Source organism: Sulfitobacter sp. 1A15258, from assembly GCF_043557045.1.
Classification (GTDB): Bacteria; Pseudomonadota; Alphaproteobacteria; order Rhodobacterales; family Rhodobacteraceae; genus Sulfitobacter; species Sulfitobacter faviae.
Genome location: NZ_JBIFFK010000007.1, coordinates 188,000 through 209,406, shown reverse-complemented (window position 1 = coordinate 209,406; position 21,407 = coordinate 188,000). Strand labels below are relative to the sequence as shown.

The following is a 21,407-nucleotide window of genomic DNA, read 5'->3' as shown; positions in this document are numbered from 1 at the left end:
AGCCGCGCGATGTCATGGGCCTCATGCGCCTCTAGCGAAAACCCCATGGCGGCGGCATCGACGACCACAAAACTGTCGCCGCCATAGGCGGTATCGACAGTGAGCGTGCCCAGACCTTCGACCTCAAGCGGCACATCCAGACGCGCCGCGAAACTCGGCAGGTTTTGTACGAAAATACGCTCTGCCTTGCCATTGCGACATTCGGCGCGAACCTTCACCAGCCCGCCCGGCGCTTCGAGGGTTAGCTCGGTCACAGGCTCCGTCATCGGCAGGATGCCCCCGTCGAGCAGCACGGTCGAGACGCAGATCGAATTGGAACCGGACATCGGCGGCGTGTCCTCCGGCTCCATGATGATGAAGGCTGCATCGGCGCGGGGGTCTTTCGGCGGGACCAGAAGGTTCACATGGCGAAACACCCCGCCGCGCGGCTCGTTCAACACGAAGTTGCGCAGGGTTTCATCCCGCGCGATCCAGCGGCTCTGCTCCCACAGCGTCTTCCCGGGCGGCGGGGCGACACCGCCCACGATCACATCGCCCACCTCACCCTCGGCATGGGCCGAGATCACATGCACCGTCTTGCTGCTACGCATCCTTTGTCTCCTCCTCGGTCAGCCATCTCGGCAATGCCTCCCCCGCCTGCCCCGTCACGGCGGCCTCCACACAATCGGCGATACTGCCAAAGCGCACGGCCCGGCCCGACAGACCGGGGGCGTAATGGGCGTATTTGCCCGAGTTGGTCATCAACACCTTGGCCGAGGGCGGGAAAACCGGCTCGGAAATCGAGCACCAGCAGATGTCGGGCACCACCTGCACGCCCGCCGCTTCGAGCCGCGCCACGGTGCCGTCATCGCGCGCCGCTTGTAACGTGTCTTGGCCAAGCGTCACGATCACCGCCGTGTCGGCATGGCGCTTGCGCCCGGCAAGGGCGGTGTCGAGCGCGCGGCATTCTGCGTGGGAGAAATGCGGGCTGCCAAAGGCCACGAGGTCGACCTTCGCCGCCCCCGCGTTGAACTGTCGCCAAACACGCCGTAGGTCATCGGAGGTGAGGCGCAGCGTATCGGCCTCCGCGACAGGCGGCAGATCGGCTTCGGGTGTGATCCCAGCCACATGCAGCATTGGGGCTGCGGAGGTGGTGCCAAAGGCCGCGCAGAGCGCTTTGAGGTCATCCTCATTCGGGGCGGCCCCCTCCAACCCGCGCAGGACCGGGATCCGGTCCGGCGCGGCCTGCCCCGCCAGCCAGCCCAGCATCGGCCAGATCGCCTCGTCATACTCCGCGGGCAGTTCCACTTCGATCACCCGGCGCGGGGCGCGATGTTCCTCCAGATAGACCCCTGAGAGCGGCGCGCGCGCGGTGAGCGCGATGCACAGGTCGAGGAAATCGGGATGTTTTACCGTCCGCGCGCCAAGCACGCTATTGGCATAGATCACCGCGTTGGACTCCGACCACGCGATGAACTCGCCGCGTTCGGGCGGGGCCGGCAATTGGTAGGGCGCGCAGGTGAAACTGGGCCGCGCGCCCATCGTGACATAGGCGTCGGCCAGACGGCTGGCGGGTAGGCCGAAGTCCGGCGGCACGCCCTGATCGCGCCAATTGCCGTGATCGACCGAGATCGCGTTCATCGTCGTCGGCACGCGCACCTTCGAGCCCATATCGGCCATGGTCTGGGCAAAGAGCAAGTTGGCGGGGCTGGCGTAGATGCAGCCGTCGATATGCACGCGCGTCACATCGACCAGCTGCTCGGCCCCCTGCCCCCGCGCCATGGTGCAGGTGATCTCCATCGCCAGTTGCACGGCCTTGCCCTCGGCCCCGTGCAGCATCGCTTGATCCTCGGCAGTGAGATGCAAGGCGCGGGCGGGCCTGTCCGACAGGGGCAGATCCCAGTCATCGGTGCTGAGCATCTCAGGCGTGATCCGCGCGCTGCGGGATTTGGCGAGCAGGTCGTAATCCTCGGCCCCGAGGCGCAGCACCGCGAGCGGCTTGTCGAACATCTTCCCCGCGATCAACGCGCCCAGGGTCAGGATATCTTCGGCCTCGCGAAACACGAGGGCAGCAGGGGCATGACCGTTCAACGCCAGTTCCAGCAGCACGCCGCTGCCGGTGCAGGAGCCGCGGCTGGTGGGCATGAGCAGGATCTTCCCCGCCAGCGACTGACCGCAAAGCGGATGATGCGCGTCGATGACCTTGCCCGTGGCCGGATCGACGCCGCCCCAGAAACTCAGCCCCTCGGAAGAGGCCAGCACCGCGCCTTGGGCCGCGGCGGGAACGATGATTTGCGCCATGGGGAGCCTCTTTAAATCAGGTGACGACAAAGCCGTGCGCGAAGGGGTCACGCTCGTCGATGAAAATGGTGTTAAAGCCCGTCACCCGCGCCCAACCGGCAATGGAGGGGATGATCGCGGGCCTGCCCGCCACCTCTGCCGCCGCTTCGACACGGCCTTTGAACATGGAGCCGATGATGGATTCATGCACGAAATCATCCCCCGCATTCAGCCTCCCCTTAGCTGCCAACTGCGCCATCCGCGCCGAGGTGCCAGTGCCGCAGGGCGAACGGTCGATCGCCTTGTCACCGTAGAAAACCGCGTTGCGGGCATGGGCCTCTCCCGCGCGGGGGGCGCCGGTCCAGAGGATATGGCTCAGCCCGTTGATCGCGGGATGTTCGGGGTGGGTGAACTCATATTTCGCATTGAGCGCGGCGCGAAGTTTCGGGCTGAGACCAACCAGTTCGGAGACCGAGAAATCCGCCATATCGCGGAAATTCTTCTGCGGCTCGACGATGGCATAGAAGTTCCCGCCATAGGCCACATCGACCACCACTTCGCCCAAACCCTCGACCTCCGCCGTCAGCCCTTCGGCGTAGAGGAAGGCGGGCACGTTGGTCAGGCGCACCTCTTCAACGAAACGCCCCTCTTGCCGGTAGGTCACATCGACCCGCCCGGCAGGGGTTTCAAGGCGCAATTGGCCGGAGGTGGCGGGGGTGACTAACCCATTTTCCAGCGCGATGGTGACTGTGCCGATGGTGCCGTGGCCGCACATCGGCAAACAGCCCGAGGTCTCGATGAACAGCACTGCAATGTCGCAATCATCCCGCGTCGGCGGGTAAAGGATTGCGCCTGACATCTGGTCGTGCCCACGCGGCTCGAACATCAGACCGGTGCGGATCCAGTCGTATTCCGCCAGAAAATGCGCACGCTTTTCCAGCATGTTCGCGCCCTTCAACAGCGGCGCGCCGCCGGTGACGAGCCGTACCGGATTGCCGCAGGTATGGCCGTCGATACAGGGAAATGTGTGTTGCGTCATGTCAGCCTCTAGAAACGGGCGGGAGAGAAGGGGGTCAGGTCGATGCCGAGGTCTTGGCCGGTCATCAGATCCGCGATGATGGCGGCGGTGCCCGCCGATTGGGTGAGGCCCAGATGCCCATGGCCAAAGGCGCAGAACACATCCGGGCGGCTTGGCAGCGCGCCGATGGCGGGCAGGCTGTCGGGCAATGAGGGGCGAAAACCCATCCACTGCGTGCCGCCCGAGGTGTCGAGCCCCGGCAAAAAGCGCTTGGCCTTTTTCAGCATCGCATCGGCCCGGGCAAAGTTCGGCGGCAGGTCGAGCCCGCCGAGTTCCACCGCCCCGCCGACGCGCAGCCCATGGCCCACCTTGCTGATGACAAAGCCATGGCCGCCGAAAGTGATCTGGCGCTTCAGGTCGAAGGCCCCGGCGGGCAGGGTCGTGTTATAGCCGCGCTCGGTCTCAAGCGGGATTTTCACGCCAGCGGTCCGCGCGAGGTGATGCGAATGCGCACCTGCGGCCAGCACCACGCGGCCCGGCATCATGCCAGCGGCGGTCTCGACCCCCCCCGCGACCAGTCGTTCGGCGCGGGTGATGGTGATCTCTCCGCCCCCGGCCCGGAAGCGTTCGGCCATCGCCAGCACATAGTCGCGCGGGTCCGAGATCGATTGCCATTCCGGGGTGAAGGTTGCATGGGTGAAAGAGGGCGCGAGACCGGGCTGATAGGCCGCAATCTCATCGCCCTTGAGATGGGTGAAAGCGATCCCCGCCTCTGCGCGGGCCTGCCATCCGGGGAGCGATGCGCGGAACTCGGCCTCGCTTTCATAGACCTGCAACTGCCCGTCATGGCGCAGCATATGGGCCAGACCGCTCAGCTCCAGATGCGGGTCGAGCGCGGCCTGCGAGAGTTTCATCAGCGCCGTCTGCGCCACGGTCGAGGCCCGCAGCTGCGCGGGCCAGCTTGCTTTCCAGAAACGCCACATCCACGGGGCGATCCGCCCGGCATAGCGCGGCGGCATCGACAGCGGCCCCAGCGGATCAAGCAGCCATTTCGGCGCCTGCCGGATCATCCGGGGCGAGGCGAGCGGCAGGATCTCGGTAAAAGCAAAGGCACCCGCATTGCCCGCCGAGGCGCCTGCCGCCGGGCCTTCACGGTCGATCACCCGCACGGGCAGCCCGCGCGCCTGAAGCGCCAGCGCGATGGACAGGCCCACCACGCCCGCGCCGACGACCGTCACCGGGGTTTGGTTCATTACCGCACGCTCGACAGGAATTGACGGGTCTCTTCTTGCTGCGGATCGCCAAAAATCTGATCCGGCGCGCCGATCTCGGCCATGACGCCCTTGTGGAAGAAGGCCACACGATCCGACACATCGCGTGCGAAACTCATCTCATGGGTGACACAGATCATCGTCATCCCTTCATCTGCCAGCAATTTGAGCGTGTCCAGCACCTCGCCCACCAGTTGCGGGTCGAGGGCCGAGGTCACCTCATCAAAGAGAATGTAATCGGGCGACATCGCCAATGCACGCGCAATCGCCATCCGCTGCTGCTGCCCGCCCGACAGGCGGCTGGGGTAAACATCAAGCTTATCGGCCAGACCGACATGCGAAAGCTGCTGCACCGCAATCTCTTCGGCCTCCTTGCGGGCGATGCCTTTGACCTTGCGCGGGGCCAGCGTGACGTTTTCCAGCACCGTCAAATGCGGAAAGGCGTTGAACTGCTGGAACACGATGCCGATCTTGCGGCGCAGCTTGTTCAGGTCGGTGTCGCGGGCGTGAACCTCGGTCCCGTCGACGACGATGCGGCCACTGTCGATCGGCTCCAACCCGTTGATGCAGGTCAAGAGCGTCGATTTGCCCGAACCCGAGCCGCCGATCACCGAGACGACCTCGCCTTTTTGCACGGTCAGGTCGATGCCCTTGAGCACCTGAAGCGCACCAAAGGATTTGTGGACGTTTTCAATCTCAATCATTTTCTTGCCACCTTTTTTCCAAGCGGCTGCCAAGCCGGGCAATGGGGAAACTGAGCGCGAAGTAGATCGCGCCGGTCACGAGCAGGATGAACATCGGCTCTTGCAGGCGTGTCACCAGAATTTGCGAGGCGCGCAGCAATTCGATGATGCCGAGCCACATCACCAGCGCGCTGTCTTTCATCACGCCGAGCGTCAGGCCGATCCAACTGGGCAGGCCAACCCGCAGCGCCATGGGAAAGACGATCTGCGTGAGGTCTTGGCCCCATGTCATGCCGAGCGAGCGCGCCGCACGGCGGGTGACCGAAGGCACCGCCTCGATCGCGCCGCGCACGATCTCGGTGCAATAGGCCGAGGTATAGAGCGCCAGCACGATGCAGGATGTCACGAAGGGCGAAATCCCCCAGCCCGCGATGGCCTGAAAGGCGTTGGCAAGGATCAATTGGATCAGCAGCGGAACCGAGCGGAAGATATCCAGCACAAAGGTCAGCGGCAGGGCCGCCCAAGGGCTGATCTGGCTGCGCAGCACACCGAAGAAGACCCCCAGCAGCGTGCCGCCCACCACCGCGAAGGCGGTGACCGAAAGCGTCACCCCTGCGCCTTTGAGCATGAACAACAGGTCGTTGAAGGTCAGAGCCGTATCAAACATCTATTCTCTTCCTTCAGTAGCGAAACAAGCGGGCCGCAAGCAGCCGTGCGCCAAGCATCACGGTCTTGGCGATCACGTAGTAGATCACCGCCGCCAATGCGAAGAATTCAAAGGTCCGGAAGCTGCGCGCGTTGAGGTCTTGCGTCACCCCGGCGAGATCCGAATTCAGCCCCACCGTGACACCCAAAGAGGTCATCAAAATCGCCCAGATCATCTGGTTCGTCGTCGGCAGGAACGAGATGCGGAACATCTGCGGCAGGATGATCAAGCGAAACGCCTTGGCCTGCCCCATGCCCAGTGACCGCCCGGCGCGCAGCTGCGTGCCCGGAATAGCGCGCATCGCGCCGCGGAACGTCTCGCAAAGGTAGCCCGCGTTGTTGAAGGCGATCCCCGCCAGCAGCGCGGCGTAGGGGCTGAGATAGATCCCGAAAGACCCAAGCCCGAAATGCGCCATGTAAATCTGAAACAGCGCCGGCGTGTTGCGCGCCACTTCGACCCATGCGGTCGCAGGCGCCCGCAGCCAAGCCGATTTGGCATCCCGGCCCACGGCCAGCAGCACGGCAATGGCAATGCCGATGAGCATCGACAGGATCGATATTTGCAGCGTGACCAGCGCGCCTTCCAGCATCTCTGGTAAGGCGCGAAAGGCCTGTCGCCATTGAAAGGTATAGTTGCCCATCTCTTGCTCCGATCAGCGGTTATCGGCAGGGGGGCCGCAGATCGCGGCCCCCGCATTCATCAGCGATAGGCTTTGGTGATGGTCAGATCCGGCGCTTCGCCGCCGACCCATTTGTCGAACAGTTCCTGATAACGGCCCGAGCGCACCTGCTGGTTCACGAAGAGGTCGAGATAGTTCAGCAGACCGTATTCCTGACGCAGGCCGATCAGACCGACATAGTCCACGTCAAACGGCGCATCGCCCGCGATGGTCAGACCGTCGAACTTGCCGCTCGCCACGATGGAGGAGGCCACGGTTGAGGTCACGACAGTCGCGTCGATCTGGCCTTGGGCCAGCGACAGGAAGACGTCCGCTTGGCTCTGGTAGGAACGGAAGCTGCCTTCGTCCCATGCGTCGACCTGCTCTTCCAGCGCGATGGCTTCGAAAGTGCCCGCGACGGAGCCCACGGTCTTGCCCTTGAGGCTTTCAAAACTGTCGACGCCCGCGTCTTCGCGGGTCAGCACGACGTTGGTGAAGGCGAAATAGGGCACCGAGAAGCCGACGGTCTTGGCGCGCTCCAGCGTGTCGGAGGTGGAGGCAACACCCACATCCGCGCGGCCCGAGACGAGGGCGGGGATACGGTCGGGGAAGGGCGTCTCCACGATCTCGGCTTCGACGCCAAGGGCGGCGGCCAGGTCGTTGCAATAGTCCACGTCGAAGCCGACGGGCGTGTTGCTGTCATCGCGCGAGCCCATGGGCGGGAAGTCCAGCACCACGGCGCAGCGCAGCGTGCCCGAAGAAATGATGTCGTCCAGTTTGTCGGCCTGAGCGGCGGTGCCGATCACGGTCGCAGCCACAAGGCTCCCGGCGAGTTGCGTGAATTTCATAGGTATCTCCCTCTTGGGTTGGTCGCCCCCGACTCTCTCTGGACGGGATGCGGGGTGGTATGAAGGAACAATGTCTTCATTAAAAATACAATATGTATTTTTAACTTTTACCGGCATGTCGACATATTTTTGATACAATCCGGCCTGGCCAGCATGGTCGCGAAAGAGCAGCCGGTTGGGCTGCTCCCCCACGGCGCAACAAATGCGAAAAGCCGGGCGTGGGGCCCGGCTTTTCCGATCTTAGATTACTCCGCCGCGTTTTCCGGCAGCAGCGCCTCGGGCAGGTTCTGATAGGACACGGGTCGCAGGAAACGGCGGATCGACAGGGTGCCCACGCTGGTCGCGCCGAAGTTGGTGCTGGCCGGATATGGCCCGCCATGCACCATGGAATCCACCACCTCGACCCCCGTCGGAAAACCGTTGGCCAGCAGGCGACCCGCCTTGCGCTCCAGCACCGGCATGAGGTCGCGCGCGGCGTCGACATCCGCGTCATTCATATGCAGGGTGATGGTCAATTGCCCGTCCAGCTCGAGTGCCAGCGCGCGCATCTCTTCCAGCGAAGAGACCCGCACCACCAAGCCCAGAGGGCCGAAGACCTCTTCGTGCAGCGCTGGATTGGCCTTGAACTCTTCGCCCGTGGTTTCGAAGAGCGCAGGCGCGGCGGTGCGGCCTTCGCTGTCGGCCAGATGCACTTGGCGCAGGCTTGGCGCGGATTTGAACTTGTCCCGCCCTGCGCAATAGGCCTCCGCGATACCGTCTGTCAGCATGACCTGCGGGGCCACGTCTTGCAGCGCTGTGGCCGCGTTTTGCACAAAGGCGTCGGCGCCCGGCCCATCAATCACCACGGCGATGCCGGGATTGGTGCAGAACTGGCCCGCGCCCATGGTCAGCGATGCCGCCCAGCCCTTGCCAAGCTCCTCGGCCCGTGCCGCCATCGCGGCGGGCAGCATGAACATCGGATTGACCGAGCCCAACTCGCCGAAGAAGGGGATCGGCTCTGGCCGCGCGGCGCAGAGATCGAAGAGCGCACGGCCCCCGGCGAGCGAGCCGGTGAAACCCACGGCCTTGATCCGCGGATGCTGCACCACGGCCTGCCCCACAGCGCGGTTGCCGCCTTGGATCAGCGAGAAGACCCCGCGCGGCATGCCGCAGCTTTCAACCGCCGCAAGGATCGCTTCGGCCACGATCTCTCCGGTGCCGGGATGGGCGGAGTGACCTTTGACCACGACCGGACAGCCCGCCGCCAGCGCCGCTGCGGTGTCACCGCCCGCCACGGAGAAGGCCAGCGGGAAGTTCGACGCGCCAAAGACGGCCACGGGGCCGATGGGGCGTTGCACCATGGTGATCGCGGGCCGCGGGGCGGGCTGGCGTTCGGGCATGGCGGCATCGAAGCGACGGTCGAGGTAGTCACCCTGTTCGATATGCGCCGCGAACAGGCGGAGTTGGCCCACGGTCCGGCCCCGCTCCCCTTCCAGCCGCGCTTCGGGGAGACCGCTTTCTTGGCTGCCGATCTCGGTGATCTCGGCGCCTCGGGCGTCGATCTCATCGGCGATGGCGTTGAGGAATTTGGCACGGGTCGCGCGGCTGGAATAGCCATAGTCCCAAAACGCTGCTTCGGCGGCTTCGCAGGCTTGGTCGACCAGTTCCACCGTGCCGACCGAGAAGTCATGCGCAGGCCCATGGGCGGGGCTAGAGCTAAAGCGATCATCCGTGGCGATCCATTCGCCAGCGATCAGGTGTTTGCCATGGGGGGTAAAGGCCATCGTCTATCCTTTCATGCGGGCCGCGGCCCGGTGTCAGCTTGCGTCTCTCCGCATCTGCATACATGATGTATGCATGATTGCAACCCAAGCCCTGCGAGGATCCAGATGGCCGACACAACCCTCTCCCACGATGACCTGACCGCGATGGTCATTCGGATTTTCCAAGGCGCGGGCCTGTCGCCCCTAAATGCCGCCGCCCTCGCGCGGGTGATTGTCGCGGGCGAAGGCGATGCCTGCAAATCCCACGGTATCTACCGGATCGAAGGCTGCCTGCGTACGATCAAGGCGGGCAAGGTGGTGCCCGACGCCGTGCCACAGGTGCACCACGACGAAAGCGCCGTGGTGCGCGTGAACGCGGGCGGCGGTTTCTCCAACGCGGCCTTTGACGCAGGCGCGCCGGTGCTGGCCGAGCGTTGCCGCACCACCGGGATCGCCGCCATGGTGATCAACGATTGCACCCATTTCGCCGCGCTCTGGCCCGAGATCGAGGCGCTGACCGAGATGGGCCTCGCCGCCATGGCCATGTGCCCCAGCTATGCCAGCGTCGCCCCCTCGGGCGGCACCGACCCCTTGATGGGGACCAACCCTTTCGCCTTTGGCTGGCCCCGGGAAGGGGGCGACCCTTACGTTTTCGATTTCGCCACCAGCGTCGCCGCGCGGGGGGAGATCGAATTGCACCGCCGCGCGGGCACGCCCCTGCCCGAAGGCTGGGCCATCGCCCCCGATGGCAGCCCGACGACCGACCCCGAAGCCGCCCTCGCCGGGGCTATGCTGCCCTTCGGCGGTCACAAGGGATCGGCCGTCTCGACCATGATCGAATTGCTTGCCGGGGTGATGATCGGTGACCTGACCAGCCCTGAAGCGCGCGATGCCTTGGGCGCGCTCACCCTCGCGCCCGCCCATGGCGAATTGATCATCGCCTTCGACCCCAAGACGTTTGCCGCAGGCCGCCCCGGCGATCCCTTCGCGCGGGCGGAAACCCTCTTTAATGCGATCACCGGCCAAGGCGCGCGGCTGCCCTCGCAGCGCCGGTTCAAGGCGCGTGCCGAGAAGCGGGCCAAGGGGATTCCCCTGACGGATGCCGAGATGCGCGGCCTTGAGCGTTTGCTGGCCGAAGGGCTCGACGCCGTCTGACCCCCTCCGCGCGCCACCCTCCCGCGGGGGTGGGGCGCGGTCCCGCCCAAACCCGCTTCAAAGCGCCGCAAAATCTTGCCGCCACCGCAGGGCGATTATCACAAAAAAAGCGGCGATCCTACGGAAATCAAGGCGAAATTTTTTGCAGCCCCCGCCGCGCAGCAGGCGGATCGGCGGTTTTCCGCGCTGCCCTGCGGCATTCCGCTGATAGTTGCAATATCAAGTTTCCAGCCTCCGCAAAAAGATTAGATAGGGAAAAAATTGCGCACTCTTAACGTGTCTTCTGAGGTATTGTTTTGCCGAATTTCCCGACTGCACGACCGATTGAACAGCGGTCCGAAACCCTAGAACGCCGCCAGTTCCTCACCCTCTCCGCCGCGTCCTTTGCCGCCGCGCTCATGCCGCGGCACAGCGCGGCGCAGGAGGTGCCCGCCGCCTCCTTCACCTTCGACGCACTGGTCGAAGATATGCGGCGATTGGCCCAGACCTCCTATATGGCCCCGAAGCCTGTCGAAGGCTTCCTTGCCGATCTGGATTACGACGCCTACCAACGCATCCGGTTCCGGCCCGAGCAGGCCCGCTGGCAGGAAAAGGGCGTGGCCTTCAGGCTGCACGCCTTCCACCCCGGCTGGCTGTTCAAGGAAGCGGTGAAGATCAACGAGGTCCGGGGCGACGCGGTGGAACCGATGGGCTTTACCACCGCCGATTTCGAGTATGACGACGAAGAACTCGCCAAGTCGATCCCACCCAATGCCGAGATGCCGGGCGTCGCCGGTTTCCGCCTGCACACCCCGCTCAACCGGGCCGATATTTTCGATGAATTGATCGTCTTCCAAGGGGCGAGCTATTTCCGCGCCTTGGGCAAGGACACGCTCTATGGGCTGAGCGCGCGGGGTTTGGCCGTGAACACCGGCCTGCCGGAAGGTGAGGAATTCCCCCGCTTCAGCGAGGTTTGGCTGCGCCGCCCCGAACCGGGTGACGATAGCGCCACGATCTATGCCGCGCTCGACAGCCCTTCGGTGACCGGGGCCTACCAATTCGTGGTCACACCGGGCGAAGACACCACCGTCGAGGTCACCATGCGTCTGTTCCTGCGCGAGGACATCAAGCAGCTTGGCATCGCACCGCTGACCTCAATGTTTTTGCACAATGGCGCGGATAAGGGGAATTTCGACGACTTCCGCCCCGCGGTGCATGACAGCGAAGTCTTGGTGCTGAACACAGGCAAGGACACCACCCTCTGCCGCCCGCTGAACAATCCGCCGCGTTTGGCGAGTTCCTATTTCGGGGCGCAGAGCCCGCGGTCTTTCGGGCTGGCGCAGCGGAACCGGGACTTTGAGCATTACCTCGACGCGCAGGCCCATTACGAACGCCGCCCCTCGCTGATGATCGAACCCATGGGCGACTGGGGCAAAGGCACACTGCGGCTGGTTGAGATACCTTCGGATCTGGAAGGCAATGACAACATCGTGGCCTATTGGATCCCCGAAGGGGAGACCCGCGCCGGCGATGAACTGGCCTACGGCTACCGCATGCACTGGGGGATGACCCCGCCGGGCGCGACGCCGCAGACCCTTGGCCGCGTGGTACGGCTGCGCTCGGGCCATGGCGGGGTGGCGGGTGTTGAGGCAGACACCGAGACCCGCAAATTCGTCATCGACTTCGCAGGCGGACAGCTCAGCGATATGCCGAGCGACGCCGAGCTTGAACCCGTCACCAGCGCACAGAACGGCGAGATCGTGGAGGCGATCCTAAGCCGGGTGGATGGCAGGGACGAATGGCGGCTGGTGCTGGAACTGCGCGCCGAGCCTGACGCCATCGTCGAAATCAAGGCAGTTCTATCGGGATATGACCGCAATCTGACAGAGACATGGGTGTACCAATGGATCAACGCATGACCCTTCAAGACGCGACGACCCCCACTTCCGCAATGGCTGGCGAGGCCGAGAACTGGATGCCGCCCGCCGCCCCGCTTGCGATGCCACGGCAGAGCTTGGAACGGCGCGGCCATCTGGCCGGGCTGGCCGACCTTGCGCGGGCATTTCTGCTGCGGCGTAAGGCCTGAGCACCATGACCTCCCAGCACAGGCAGATCGCGGCGGATGGCCCGACCCGTTTTGCACGGGCCGTCGCCCTGCTGTTGTCGCTCGGCTCCGCAGCCCTTGCCGCGACCCTTTTGGCCGAGGCCGCGGCGCGGGATGGGTTCAGCGGCTGGGACGGCCTCCGCGCCCTGCTCGTTTTCGCCACCACCGCTTGGTTGGCTTGGGGCGCGTCGCTGGCGCTGATCGGGCTTTTCGGCGGCAGATCGACGCCGCCCTGCCCCGCGCTTGAGGCACCGCAGCCGCGCACGGTGATCGCGGTGCCCATCTGCAACGAAGACCCGCTTACCACCTTCGCCCGCATCGCCGCCATTGACCGCTCCGTCGCCCGGGCCGGGGTTACGGCGGATTTTGTCGTTCTGTCGGACACCCGCGATGACGCGCTGGCCGGGAAAGAGCAATTTGCCTTCGCCCGCCTGCTGCGCGAGACCGAGGGCCAAGGCCGCATCTTCTACCGCAGGCGGCAGGACAATGCGGGCCGCAAGGCGGGCAATATCGAAGAGTTCATTCGCAGCTACGGCGGGGCCTATGACTTTGCCGTGATCCTTGACGCCGACAGTCTGATGGAGGGCGAGACGATCCGCGCCATGATCGCGCGGATGCAGGCCGATCCGCAGTTGGGGCTCTTGCAAACCCTGCCCAAAATCATCGGCGCGCGGTCTTTCTTTGGCCGCGCCTTGCAGTTCGCCTCATGGTTCCACGGGCCAATCTTCACCCGCGGCCTTGCCCGCATGCAGGGGGCGACGGGGCCGTTTTGGGGCCATAACGCAATCATCCGCGTCCGCGCCTTTGCCGAAAGCTGTGGCCTGCCCGAACTCTCTGGCCCGCCCCCCTTGGGTGGGCATATCCTGAGCCACGATTATGTCGAAGCGGCCTTGCTCGCCCGCGCGGGTTGGAAGGTCGAGGTGGATGAGACCTTGGGCGGCTCCTTTGAGGAGGGCCCCGAAAACGTCCTTTCCTTCGCGCGGCGCGAGCGGCGCTGGTGCCAAGGCAACCTGCAACATGCGCGGCTGATCTTCGCGCCCGGCTTGGCGGGGTGGAGCCGCTTCGTCTTTTTGCAGAATGTGACCGCCTATGTGGTTTCGCTTCTCTGGGCGGCTTTCCTCATCACCTCGGCGATCAGCACGCTCTACGCGCCGCCGCCGGTGTATTTCCCCGGCCCCTATCAGCTTTTCCCCGTCTTCCCCGATACCAGCGCGCGCGAGATCACGCTGCTGGCCTTGGGCGTATTGGGACTGCTTGTGGTGCCAAAACTGCTGATCCTGATCCATGCGCTTCTGACCGACCGCGCGCGCGACTTTGGCCGCGCTCTGCGGATGGCGCTGTCGGTGCTGGCCGAGATCGTGTTGACCACGCTTCTGGCGCCTTTGATGCTGCTCTATCACAGCCGCGCTGTGATGCAGGTCCTCTCGGGCCAAGACGGCGGCTGGCCCGCCAACCAACGGAACGAGGGCCAGTTGAGCTTGGCCGATGGCTGGACGGCGAGCCGGTGGATCGTGTTCATTGGCGCGGTGATCCTCGCGGCGGTGCAATGGATCGCGCCCGATCTGACCGTCTGGCTGCTGCCCGTGGCGGTCCCGATGCTGCTGGCCCCGCTGCTCATCGCCTGGACCTCCCGCCCGCTGCCCCGCGGGCTTTTCGCCGTGCCCGAGGATGCCGCGCCGCGCGATGTCGTCGCGGAATACGACAGTATCTGCGATGTTTGGCGGCTTACGTGGAATGACGAGCATCTGATGCCAGAACCCAAAGCGGCGGATCTGCCCCATGCCATCGCCTAACACCGGGCTATCGCCCGCCGCACTGACTGCCAGCGCGGCTCCCAAATCCGCCCGCGATCCGCGCATCGACCTGTTTCGCGGGCTGGCGCTGGTGATGATCTTTATCAACCACGTCCCGGGCAACCCCTATGAGGCCCTGACCATCCGCAACCTCGGTTTCGCCGACGCGGCGGAGGCGTTCTTTCTCATGTCCGGCATCGCCGCAGGCTTGGCCTATACGCCGCGTTTCATCGCGCGAGGCAGGGTGCGCCACGGCCTCTGGCGCGCCATCGCGCCCCTGTGGAAACGGGCGTGGTCGCTTTATGTGGTGCAGCTTCTGCTCTCAGCAGTGGCCTTAGCCATCTTCGCCGCTGCCTTCCAGATCACCACAGAGGCCGGGTTCCTGACCAAGATCAACATGCGGCAGGTCTTCCAAAACCCGACCCAGAGCGTGATCGGCATTCCGCTTTTGACGCATCAGTTCGGCTATGTGAACATCCTGCCCGCCTATTCCGTTCTGCTGGTCTGCGCCCCGGCGGCGATCCTGCTGGGGCTGCGCTGGCCGCGCCTGCTTCTCGCGCTGTCCCTGGTGCTTTGGCTGTTGACCGGTGTCTTCCGGCTGAACCTGCCGAACTACCCCAACCCGGGCGGCTGGTTCTTCAACCCCTTCGCATGGCAAGCGATCTTTGTCTGCGGGCTGCTGGTGGGCCTGAGCCAACGGCAGGGCTACCGCTTTTTCCCGAACTCGCAGGCGCTGTTCTGGCTGTCCGCCGCCGTCCTGCTGAGCGTCCTCGCATGGCGCTATGTGCCGGGTTTGGGCCGTTTCCTGAACCTGCAAATGCATCATTTGAGAGAGGCCGGGGTGCCCTTCAACATCACTTCGCACGACAAGACCTATCTCTCCGCCCCGCGGTTCGTTCACATTCTGGCCTTGGGGTATTTCCTGTCACAGTTGCAGACCGTCGCCCGCCTCTCGGCCCATGCCGTGGCCAGCCCCGTCCGGCTACTCGGTCGGCATGGGCTGCTGGTCTTTGCCAGCGGCACCGTTCTGGCGCTGATCTGTCAGGTGGCGATGATGGCGCGGCCCGAAGCGCTGTGGATGCCTTGGGTTCTGCCTGTTGTCGGAACGGCGGCGCTCTATGGGATAGCCCGGGTTGCAGAGACCTCGCGGCAGGTGCTTGCCGCACCGGCTGAACCCGCACCCGCCTCGCTTAAAGCACAAACCGTAGAAGCCGCCCCGTAGCCTTCACCAACGCCGATCGTCGCTGCGCCCCCATTTGCGCCACGCAAGCCATGCAAGCCCCAGCCCGCCCGCGATCAGCGCCATGTGCCGCGGGCGAATGCCGCGCCCGGTGGCGGTGTTTTCGCCCGGATGGTAGCGCGGGTCAAGCAAGCGGGTATTGGCGAGAAAACCACCGACGACAGTCTCGCTGCCCCGGAACACCGCCCGCAGGCCACGGCCCTTCTTGCGGTTAAGGGTTTCGATGGTCCCGATCATCGACTTCTTCTCTGCCATCACCTCGGCCACACGTTCGGGCGGCAGCCCGAGGTGTTCGGCAATCAAGCGGGTTCTGAACCCTTCGATCACCTCTGCGGGGTGTTCGATCGCCACGTCACACTCGGTATCAAACCCCATGGAGCGGTTGTTGAGGTTGCTGGAGCCGAGGCGCAAAAGATGATCGTCGATAATCATGATCTTCGCATGAACATAGATCGGCTCCCCCTCCTCGGTGACGGGGAAATAGATGCGAAAGCGGTTTTGGTGATCGGCGCGTTTCAGCTCTTCCACAAGCCGCTCACGCAGCACATGCATGGCGTCATCTTCCAACTGGGATTCCGCATCGCGCGGGTTGATGATGACGATCTCCGGCCCGTCCTCTTCGGCCAATCGCGTCTTGAGCGCGTCACAAACCGAGGCGGCGGCGAGGTATTGCGATTCAATATAAATATAGTCACGCGCCGATTGGATCCCCGCGATATAGAGGCGCTCGATCTCATTGATCAGTGGCTCTTCGTCAAACGGCGGCTCCGTCCGGGCGATGCCCACATCGACGTTTTCGGCATCAATCGGCAGGTCTTCGGGCCATTCGGACATGGGCGCATCATCAGGTCGCGCGATTTCATCCCCCGTGGCGCGGAACCAACGCCGACGCGAAAGCTCACCCAAGGCCGCCGCGGCGGGGCCGGACATGGCCGAGGTCGCGTCATGCCAAGGGTCAGAGGGCGTGCCATCCTTGCGCAGGCGGCGCGGGTCGTGCGGCAGATGGTCGGGCGTGTCCCACCGGTCTTCGGTCGCGTCGATGCCGCCGCAAAAGGCCAGAGCATCGTCGGCCACGACGATCTTTTGGTGGTGGCAGGCGCCGAAGGGGTGGTGGCCGTCCAAGGCAAAGTGAATCCGGTCGCCACCGAATAGGCTCAGCGCCAGTGAGGGCACCAATCGCCCTGGCGCTGCCAGCACGGCGCCGTTCCATTTAAGCAGGTAGACATGCAGATCCGGCGTCCGCTCTACCACCGCCTCGACAAAGGCGCCAAGCTGGTTGGGATAGCCGTCGGGCGCATTGCCGTCTTCGTCACTTTCGCCCGGCAGCATCTCAAGCTCGAAATCGAAATCCCAGCCGATCAGCATCAACTGCTGCCGCGCCCCGAGGAAAATCTCGCGCAGGACACGGAAATAATCCGCCGCATCGACGATGAGGCCAAACCGCTCGGCCCGGGCGACGCGCCATGTGGTCTTGTCATTGAACAGGCTTTGGCTGTTCGCCCCTCGGGTCGACTCCGCGTGGTTCGCCTTTGCCATATCCAAATCGCCCTGCACGTTTTCGCCCCTTTCCACTCAATCCTACATGACTAAACGCCCATTGTAGCGCGAAGTTGCATCGATGCGTAAATATCGGGCAGGCTCAGACCGGTTGCGCCTCAGACAGCTCGGCCTGAAGCCGGGCTTCTTCGGCGGCTTTGGGCGTGGTGAACCGCGCCAGCAGGAAATAGGCGACGGGGGTGAGATAGAGGGTAGAGAGCGTGGCCATGCCCAGCCCCCCGACGATCACCCAGCCAAGCGCCTCGCGCGCCTCGGCCCCCGCACCCGCCGAGAGGATCAACGGCACGCCGCCCAAGACGGTAGAGGTCATCGTCATCATCACCGGACGCAGGCGGATGGTGGAAGCGCCAAAGATCGCCTCGTGGATATCCGCCCCCTGATCGCGCAATTGGTTGGCGAACTCGACGATCAAAATCCCGTTCTTGGCCATGATCCCGATCAACATGACCAGCCCGATTTGGCTGTAAACGTTCAGGCTCTGCCCCGTCATCAGCAGCGCGAAGATCGCGCAGGCAAGGCCCAGAGGCACCGTGGCCATCACCACGATGGCAGAGATGAAGCTTTCGAACTGCGCTGCGAGGACTAGGAAAACCACGAGGATCGCAAAGCCGAAGGTCACGAAAAGCCCCGAACTGGTTTGATCCAACGCGGCGGCCTCGGCCAGCGGCACGATCAGGTTTTCATCGTCCAACACCTCTTGTCCGACCGCGCGCACCTGTTCCAGCGCATCGCCCAGTGACAGGCCCGGCGTCAGCCCAGCGGAAATCTCGACCGAGCGGTTCTGCCCTTCCCGGTCCAACTCGGGCGCGACGGCGCGCTCTTCAAGGGTCACGAAACTGGCCAGCGAAATCATCTGCCCGTTGCCCGATTGGACAAAGACGTTCTCAAGGTCGCGCGGGTCGTTCACCGGGTCCGAGGTCGACAGCATCTGCACGCCATAGCTGGTGTCGTCGATAAAGACCGATGCCACCTCGCGCCCGTCGAGCATGGCCTGCAAAGCCTGCCCCAGCCCGGTGATATCGACGCCGAGGTCAGCGGCCAGCGTCCGGTCGATCTGCACGAAAAGCTGCGGCTGCGTGCGTTCATACTCCAGCCGCACCTGCCCCATCGCGGGGTTCGTGCTCAGCCGGTCGACCATCGCCTGCGCGACTTGTGACAATTGCTCGTAATTGTTGCCGGTGATGGCGAATGACAGGCCGCGCCCTGCGCCGCGAATCCCGAGGGAGTTCGGCTGGATCGCGAAGGCCCGCACGCCCACGATGCCGCGCAGCTTGCCGTTGATCTCGCCCACAATCTCATCTTGGCTGCGCGCGCGGTCTTCCCATCCGGCGAGCGTGAACACCATGAAACCCCGATTGTCCGCGCCAAACCCGGTAATGGAGAAGATATTCGTCACCTCTCCGGCGTCTTGCAGCGGGGTGATCAGGTCTTCGATCTCACGCATCTTGCTTTGGGTATATTCGAGCGAGACGCCCTGCGGGGCCGAGACGCTGAGCAGCGCTACGGCGCGATCTTCGCGCGGGGTCAGCTCTTGCCGGATCTCGCCCGAGACCAGCACCGCCGTCAGCGCGACGAAGGCCGCGATCAGCACCACGACATAGGGCATCGCCAGCGCCCATCTAAGCGTCGCCGCATAGGCGCGGTACAGCAGGTTGCCAAGCCACACGACAGGGCCGCGCGGGTTCTCTGCCGCGGGTTTGGTCAACAAGCGGCTCGCCAAGACCGGGCAAAGGCTGAGCGCCACGACCGAGGACAGCATCACCGCGATGGCGAGGGTAAAGCCAAATTCCCGAAACAGCCCGCCCGCCTGTCCGGGCAGGAACGACAGCGGGATAAAAACCGCCGCCAGCGTGGCCGTGGTGGTGACGACCGCAAAGAAGACCTGCGAGGTGCCCAGCACCGCCGCGGCGCGTGGCCCCATGCCCGCTGCCCGTTGGCGCACGATATTCTCCAGCACCACAATCGCGTCATCCACGACCATCCCGGTGGCCAGAACCAGCGCCAGAAGGGTCAGGATATTGATCGAAAAGCCCACCAGATAGATCGCCGCCAAAGTGCCGATCAGCGCCACGGGCAGGGTCAGCGCCGGGATCAGCGTGGCCCGGAAATCCCGTAGGAAAACGAAGATCACCGCCACTACGATGCCCACGGCAAAGGCCAGCGTCGAGAGCACCTCGCGGATCGAGCCTGAAATAAAGGTCGCATCGTCCGAGGTCACGAAAATGCGCACGTCCTCGGGCAGGGTCTCGTTCAATTCCCCCACCACGGCGCGCACATCGCGCGAGATCTCAAGCGTGTTCGACGTGGCTTGCCGGATGATGCCAATGCCGAGACCCAATTGCCCATTGGCGCGCAGTATCGTCTCCCCTTCGGCGGGGCCGAGCGTGACGCTGGCGACATCGCCGAGCCGGACGTTCTGCTTGATCTCCATCGCCTCGAACGCCTGTGTGGTAACGACGCTGGCCGTGGTGCGCACGTTGATCGACTGACGGTCGCCCGCCAGATCGCCCGCGGGCGCGTCATAGGCCACATCGGCCAGGGCGCGCTGGATATCGCCTAGGGTGAGGCCCCGGCTGGCCAGTTCCAACTGATCGATATCGACGCGGAAAAACGGCTCACGGTCGCCGTAGACCTGTAAATCCGCCACCCCGTTGACCGAGATCAGCCGGTCTTCGACCCGGTCCTGCACCAGTTTGGTGAGCTCCTCCGGCGAGCGGCCCATTGAGGTCACGGCGATGCGCATCACCGGCTGGGCATTGGCATCGGCCTTGACGATCTGCGGCTGGTCGGCCCCTTCGGGCAATTGGTTCACGATCCGCGCCACCGCATCGCGCACATCGGTCGCGGCCACGTCGATATCGGTGCTGTCGTTGAACTCCAAGGTGACCCGGCTGCGCCCGAAGCGGGAGTTCGATGAGATCGCCCGCACGCCAGAAACCCGGCCCACGGCCCCTTCGATCCGCCCCGTGAGCTCCTGATCGACGGATTCCGGGGAGGCGCCCGAGAAGGTCGTGGTGACCGTGACCACGGGCCGGTCGACATTAGGCAGTTCGCGGACCTCCGCACCGAAAAGCGCGGCGATGCCCGCCAGCACGATCAGCGCGTTCAGCACGAAAGCAAGGATCGGGCGGCGCACGAAAAGCGCGGTGCCCGAGGCGGTGCTCGCGAGCGGCGTGGCGTCTTCGGTCGGGGCGGCGCTCATAGGGTTGTCTTCTCAGCCGGGGCGGCATCTGACTGCACGCTGCCCGCGCGGTTGACCTCACGCACCTCGCCGCCTTCGCGCAGGGTTTGCACGCCTTCGGTCACCACCACATCATCGGCGGTCAGATCATCCGACAGGACGAGCACCGAATTGCTGTTGCGCTGCGCGATCTCGACCGCGACCTGATGCGCCTTGCCCTCCCGTACCGTCCAGACAAACGGCCCGTCCGAGGACCACTGCACCGCCAGCGGCGGGATCGCCAGAAACGGATCGCCCACAAAGGTCAGGCTGACCGAAAAGGCCATGCCCGCGCGCAGCTGGTCGCCTTCGTTCGGCACGCGGCCCTGCACCAGAAGCGTGCGGCTGGCACGGTCGATCACGCTGTCGATGGCGCTGACTTCGCCCGTCAGGGTCAAATCGCGCATGCCAAGCGGGGTGACAGTAATTTCCTTGCCCAAGGAGAGTTTGCTTACCACCCGTTCAGGCACGCGGAAATCGATCAGGATCTCGCTGCGGTCGGTGATGGTGGCGAGTTGATCCTGCGCATTGACGCGGTCGCCTTCTTCGATATCGGTGATCCCCACCCAGCCTGAGATTGGCGCGAGGATGCGGCGTTGCGACAGATCGAACTGCGCTTGGCTGAGCGCAAGCTCGGCGCTTTGCAGGGCCAGTTCCGTCTCGCGCAGACGCACTTCGCTGACCGCCCCGGTGTTTTGCAGCCGCTCCACCCGGTCTTGCTCAGTCCGGGCGTTTTCAAGCTGAAGTTCGGCCTGTTTCAGGGCGATCTGCTCGGCCTCATTCTCCAACAGGGCCACAACTGTGCCCGCCTCGATCAACTGCCCGGCGGGCAGGTTCAGGTCGGTGATGACCCCTACGGCGTTAGAGCGCAATGTGACGGAGCGGCGCGCGCGCCCGTCGCCAATGGCGGTGATCCGGTCGGCCAAAGTCTCTTCGCTGACCCCGGCGGTGACGACCAGCGACGGCCCGCCGCCGCCCCAGCCCCGGCCAGAGGCCTGTGGCGCCTCCGCGACCTCCTCGATCCCCAGAAGATCGAGCAGACCGGTCTCCGCCACATAGGGGCGGGAGGCGGGGACATAGGTTAACATCGCGTAAAGACCCGCAACGAGAACCAGCAGAAATACGAAAAATTGGCGCAGGGCTTTCACGGGGGATGCGCTTTCAAAATATGTTA

General features: G+C 64.5%; 17 protein-coding genes. 5 read left to right on the top strand and 12 right to left on the bottom strand.

Features of this window, described 5'->3' with window-relative positions:
• The 9 genes from ACGYK9_RS15300 to ACGYK9_RS15260 form a co-directional block, all read right to left on the bottom strand.
• The coding region (locus ACGYK9_RS15300) for a proline racemase family protein (protein WP_394422585.1) at window positions 1-590 on the bottom strand (590 nt) is incomplete at its 3' end.
• A complete protein-coding gene (locus tag ACGYK9_RS15295; protein WP_394411526.1) occupies window positions 583-2,280 on the bottom strand; it encodes an aconitase X in 1,698 nt (565 codons plus the stop codon). The genes ACGYK9_RS15300 and ACGYK9_RS15295, both read right to left, overlap by 8 nt.
• 16 nt (window positions 2,281-2,296) lie before the next feature.
• Window positions 2,297-3,298, bottom strand: coding sequence for a 4-hydroxyproline epimerase (locus ACGYK9_RS15290; protein WP_394411529.1), 1,002 nt, complete (start codon window positions 3,296-3,298; stop codon window positions 2,297-2,299).
• 8 nt (window positions 3,299-3,306) lie between these two features.
• Window positions 3,307-4,530: an NAD(P)/FAD-dependent oxidoreductase gene (locus ACGYK9_RS15285; protein WP_394411532.1), complete on the bottom strand. Its 1,224-nt coding sequence runs from the start codon at window positions 4,528-4,530 to the stop codon at window positions 3,307-3,309.
• Window positions 4,530-5,252, bottom strand: coding sequence for an amino acid ABC transporter ATP-binding protein (locus ACGYK9_RS15280; protein ID WP_209219145.1), 723 nt, complete (start codon window positions 5,250-5,252; stop codon window positions 4,530-4,532). Before ACGYK9_RS15280 ends, ACGYK9_RS15285 begins: the two co-directional genes overlap by 1 nt.
• The gene (locus tag ACGYK9_RS15275) at window positions 5,245-5,898 is read right to left on the bottom strand and encodes an amino acid ABC transporter permease (RefSeq protein WP_067260889.1); all 654 of its coding nucleotides are present in this window, start codon (window positions 5,896-5,898) and stop codon (window positions 5,245-5,247) included. Before ACGYK9_RS15275 ends, ACGYK9_RS15280 begins: the two co-directional genes overlap by 8 nt.
• Before the next feature lie 13 nt (window positions 5,899-5,911).
• A complete protein-coding gene (locus ACGYK9_RS15270) occupies window positions 5,912-6,577 on the bottom strand; it encodes an amino acid ABC transporter permease (RefSeq protein ID WP_067260891.1) in 666 nt (221 codons plus the stop codon).
• Between the two features lie 59 nt (window positions 6,578-6,636).
• Window positions 6,637-7,443, bottom strand: a complete 807-nt coding sequence (locus ACGYK9_RS15265; RefSeq protein ID WP_394411535.1) for a transporter substrate-binding domain-containing protein — start codon at window positions 7,441-7,443, stop codon at window positions 6,637-6,639.
• A 245-nt stretch (window positions 7,444-7,688) separates the two neighbouring features.
• The gene (locus ACGYK9_RS15260; RefSeq protein ID WP_394411538.1) at window positions 7,689-9,206 is read right to left on the bottom strand and encodes an aldehyde dehydrogenase (NADP(+)); all 1,518 of its coding nucleotides are present in this window, start codon (window positions 9,204-9,206) and stop codon (window positions 7,689-7,691) included.
• A 105-nt stretch (window positions 9,207-9,311) separates the two neighbouring features.
• Here ACGYK9_RS15260 and ACGYK9_RS15255 point away from each other — a divergent pair, with 105 nt between their 5' ends.
• From ACGYK9_RS15255 to ACGYK9_RS15235, 5 genes are all read left to right on the top strand, one after another.
• Entirely contained in the window at window positions 9,312-10,340 is a 1,029-nt protein-coding gene (locus tag ACGYK9_RS15255) for an Ldh family oxidoreductase (protein WP_394411541.1), read from the top strand.
• Between the two features lie 398 nt (window positions 10,341-10,738).
• Entirely contained in the window at window positions 10,739-12,238 is a 1,500-nt protein-coding gene (locus ACGYK9_RS15250) for a glucan biosynthesis protein (RefSeq protein ID WP_394411866.1), read from the top strand.
• The gene (locus tag ACGYK9_RS15245) at window positions 12,235-12,405 is read left to right on the top strand and encodes a hypothetical protein (protein ID WP_156505591.1); all 171 of its coding nucleotides are present in this window, start codon (window positions 12,235-12,237) and stop codon (window positions 12,403-12,405) included. The genes ACGYK9_RS15250 and ACGYK9_RS15245 overlap by 4 nt, the downstream gene beginning before the upstream one ends.
• 5 nt (window positions 12,406-12,410) lie before the next feature.
• Window positions 12,411-14,216 carry a glucans biosynthesis glucosyltransferase MdoH gene (mdoH, locus tag ACGYK9_RS15240; RefSeq protein WP_394411544.1) on the top strand — a complete coding sequence of 602 codons (1,806 nt, stop codon included), beginning with the start codon at window positions 12,411-12,413 and terminating at the stop codon, window positions 14,214-14,216.
• Complete coding sequence (locus ACGYK9_RS15235) at window positions 14,203-15,438, top strand: OpgC family protein (RefSeq protein WP_394411547.1); 1,236 nt, start codon at window positions 14,203-14,205, stop codon at window positions 15,436-15,438. The genes mdoH and ACGYK9_RS15235 overlap by 14 nt, the downstream gene beginning before the upstream one ends.
• 3 nt (window positions 15,439-15,441) lie before the next feature.
• On the opposite strand, the gene ACGYK9_RS15230 is transcribed toward ACGYK9_RS15235, so the two are convergent.
• From ACGYK9_RS15230 to ACGYK9_RS15220, 3 genes are all read right to left on the bottom strand, one after another.
• On the bottom strand, window positions 15,442-17,010 hold the full coding sequence (locus tag ACGYK9_RS15230; RefSeq protein ID WP_394411550.1) for a phospholipase D-like domain-containing protein: 1,569 nt from the start codon (window positions 17,008-17,010) through the stop codon (window positions 15,442-15,444).
• Window positions 17,011-17,095: 85 nt separating this feature from the next.
• Window positions 17,096-20,215, bottom strand: coding sequence for an efflux RND transporter permease subunit (locus ACGYK9_RS15225; protein ID WP_394411553.1), 3,120 nt, complete (start codon window positions 20,213-20,215; stop codon window positions 17,096-17,098).
• Window positions 20,212-21,321 carry an efflux RND transporter periplasmic adaptor subunit gene (locus tag ACGYK9_RS15220; protein WP_394422582.1) on the bottom strand — a complete coding sequence of 370 codons (1,110 nt, stop codon included), beginning with the start codon at window positions 21,319-21,321 and terminating at the stop codon, window positions 20,212-20,214. Before ACGYK9_RS15220 ends, ACGYK9_RS15225 begins: the two co-directional genes overlap by 4 nt.
• Between the last annotated feature and the right edge of the window lie 86 nt (window positions 21,322-21,407).

Coding starts and splice junctions, on each gene's coding strand:
- ACGYK9_RS15285 (WP_394411532.1), bottom strand. CDS start 4,530: ATGAACCAAACCCCGGTGACGGTCGTCGGCGCGGGCGTGGTGGGCCTG.
- ACGYK9_RS15225 (WP_394411553.1), bottom strand. CDS start 20,215: ATGAGCGCCGCCCCGACCGAAGACGCCACGCCGCTCGCGAGCACCGCC.
- ACGYK9_RS15270 (WP_067260891.1), bottom strand. CDS start 6,577: ATGGGCAACTATACCTTTCAATGGCGACAGGCCTTTCGCGCCTTACCA.
- ACGYK9_RS15290 (WP_394411529.1), bottom strand. CDS start 3,298: ATGACGCAACACACATTTCCCTGTATCGACGGCCATACCTGCGGCAAT.
- ACGYK9_RS15220 (WP_394422582.1), bottom strand. CDS start 21,321: ATGTTAACCTATGTCCCCGCCTCCCGCCCCTATGTGGCGGAGACCGGT.
- ACGYK9_RS15280 (WP_209219145.1), bottom strand. CDS start 5,252: ATGATTGAGATTGAAAACGTCCACAAATCCTTTGGTGCGCTTCAGGTG.
- ACGYK9_RS15250 (WP_394411866.1), top strand. CDS start 10,739: ATGCCGCGGCACAGCGCGGCGCAGGAGGTGCCCGCCGCCTCCTTCACC.
- ACGYK9_RS15275 (WP_067260889.1), bottom strand. CDS start 5,898: ATGTTTGATACGGCTCTGACCTTCAACGACCTGTTGTTCATGCTCAAA.
- ACGYK9_RS15295 (WP_394411526.1), bottom strand. CDS start 2,280: ATGGCGCAAATCATCGTTCCCGCCGCGGCCCAAGGCGCGGTGCTGGCC.
- ACGYK9_RS15235 (WP_394411547.1), top strand. CDS start 14,203: ATGCCATCGCCTAACACCGGGCTATCGCCCGCCGCACTGACTGCCAGC.
- ACGYK9_RS15260 (WP_394411538.1), bottom strand. CDS start 9,206: ATGGCCTTTACCCCCCATGGCAAACACCTGATCGCTGGCGAATGGATC.
- mdoH (WP_394411544.1), top strand. CDS start 12,411: ATGACCTCCCAGCACAGGCAGATCGCGGCGGATGGCCCGACCCGTTTT.
- ACGYK9_RS15265 (WP_394411535.1), bottom strand. CDS start 7,443: ATGAAATTCACGCAACTCGCCGGGAGCCTTGTGGCTGCGACCGTGATC.
- ACGYK9_RS15255 (WP_394411541.1), top strand. CDS start 9,312: ATGGCCGACACAACCCTCTCCCACGATGACCTGACCGCGATGGTCATT.
- ACGYK9_RS15245 (WP_156505591.1), top strand. CDS start 12,235: ATGACCCTTCAAGACGCGACGACCCCCACTTCCGCAATGGCTGGCGAG.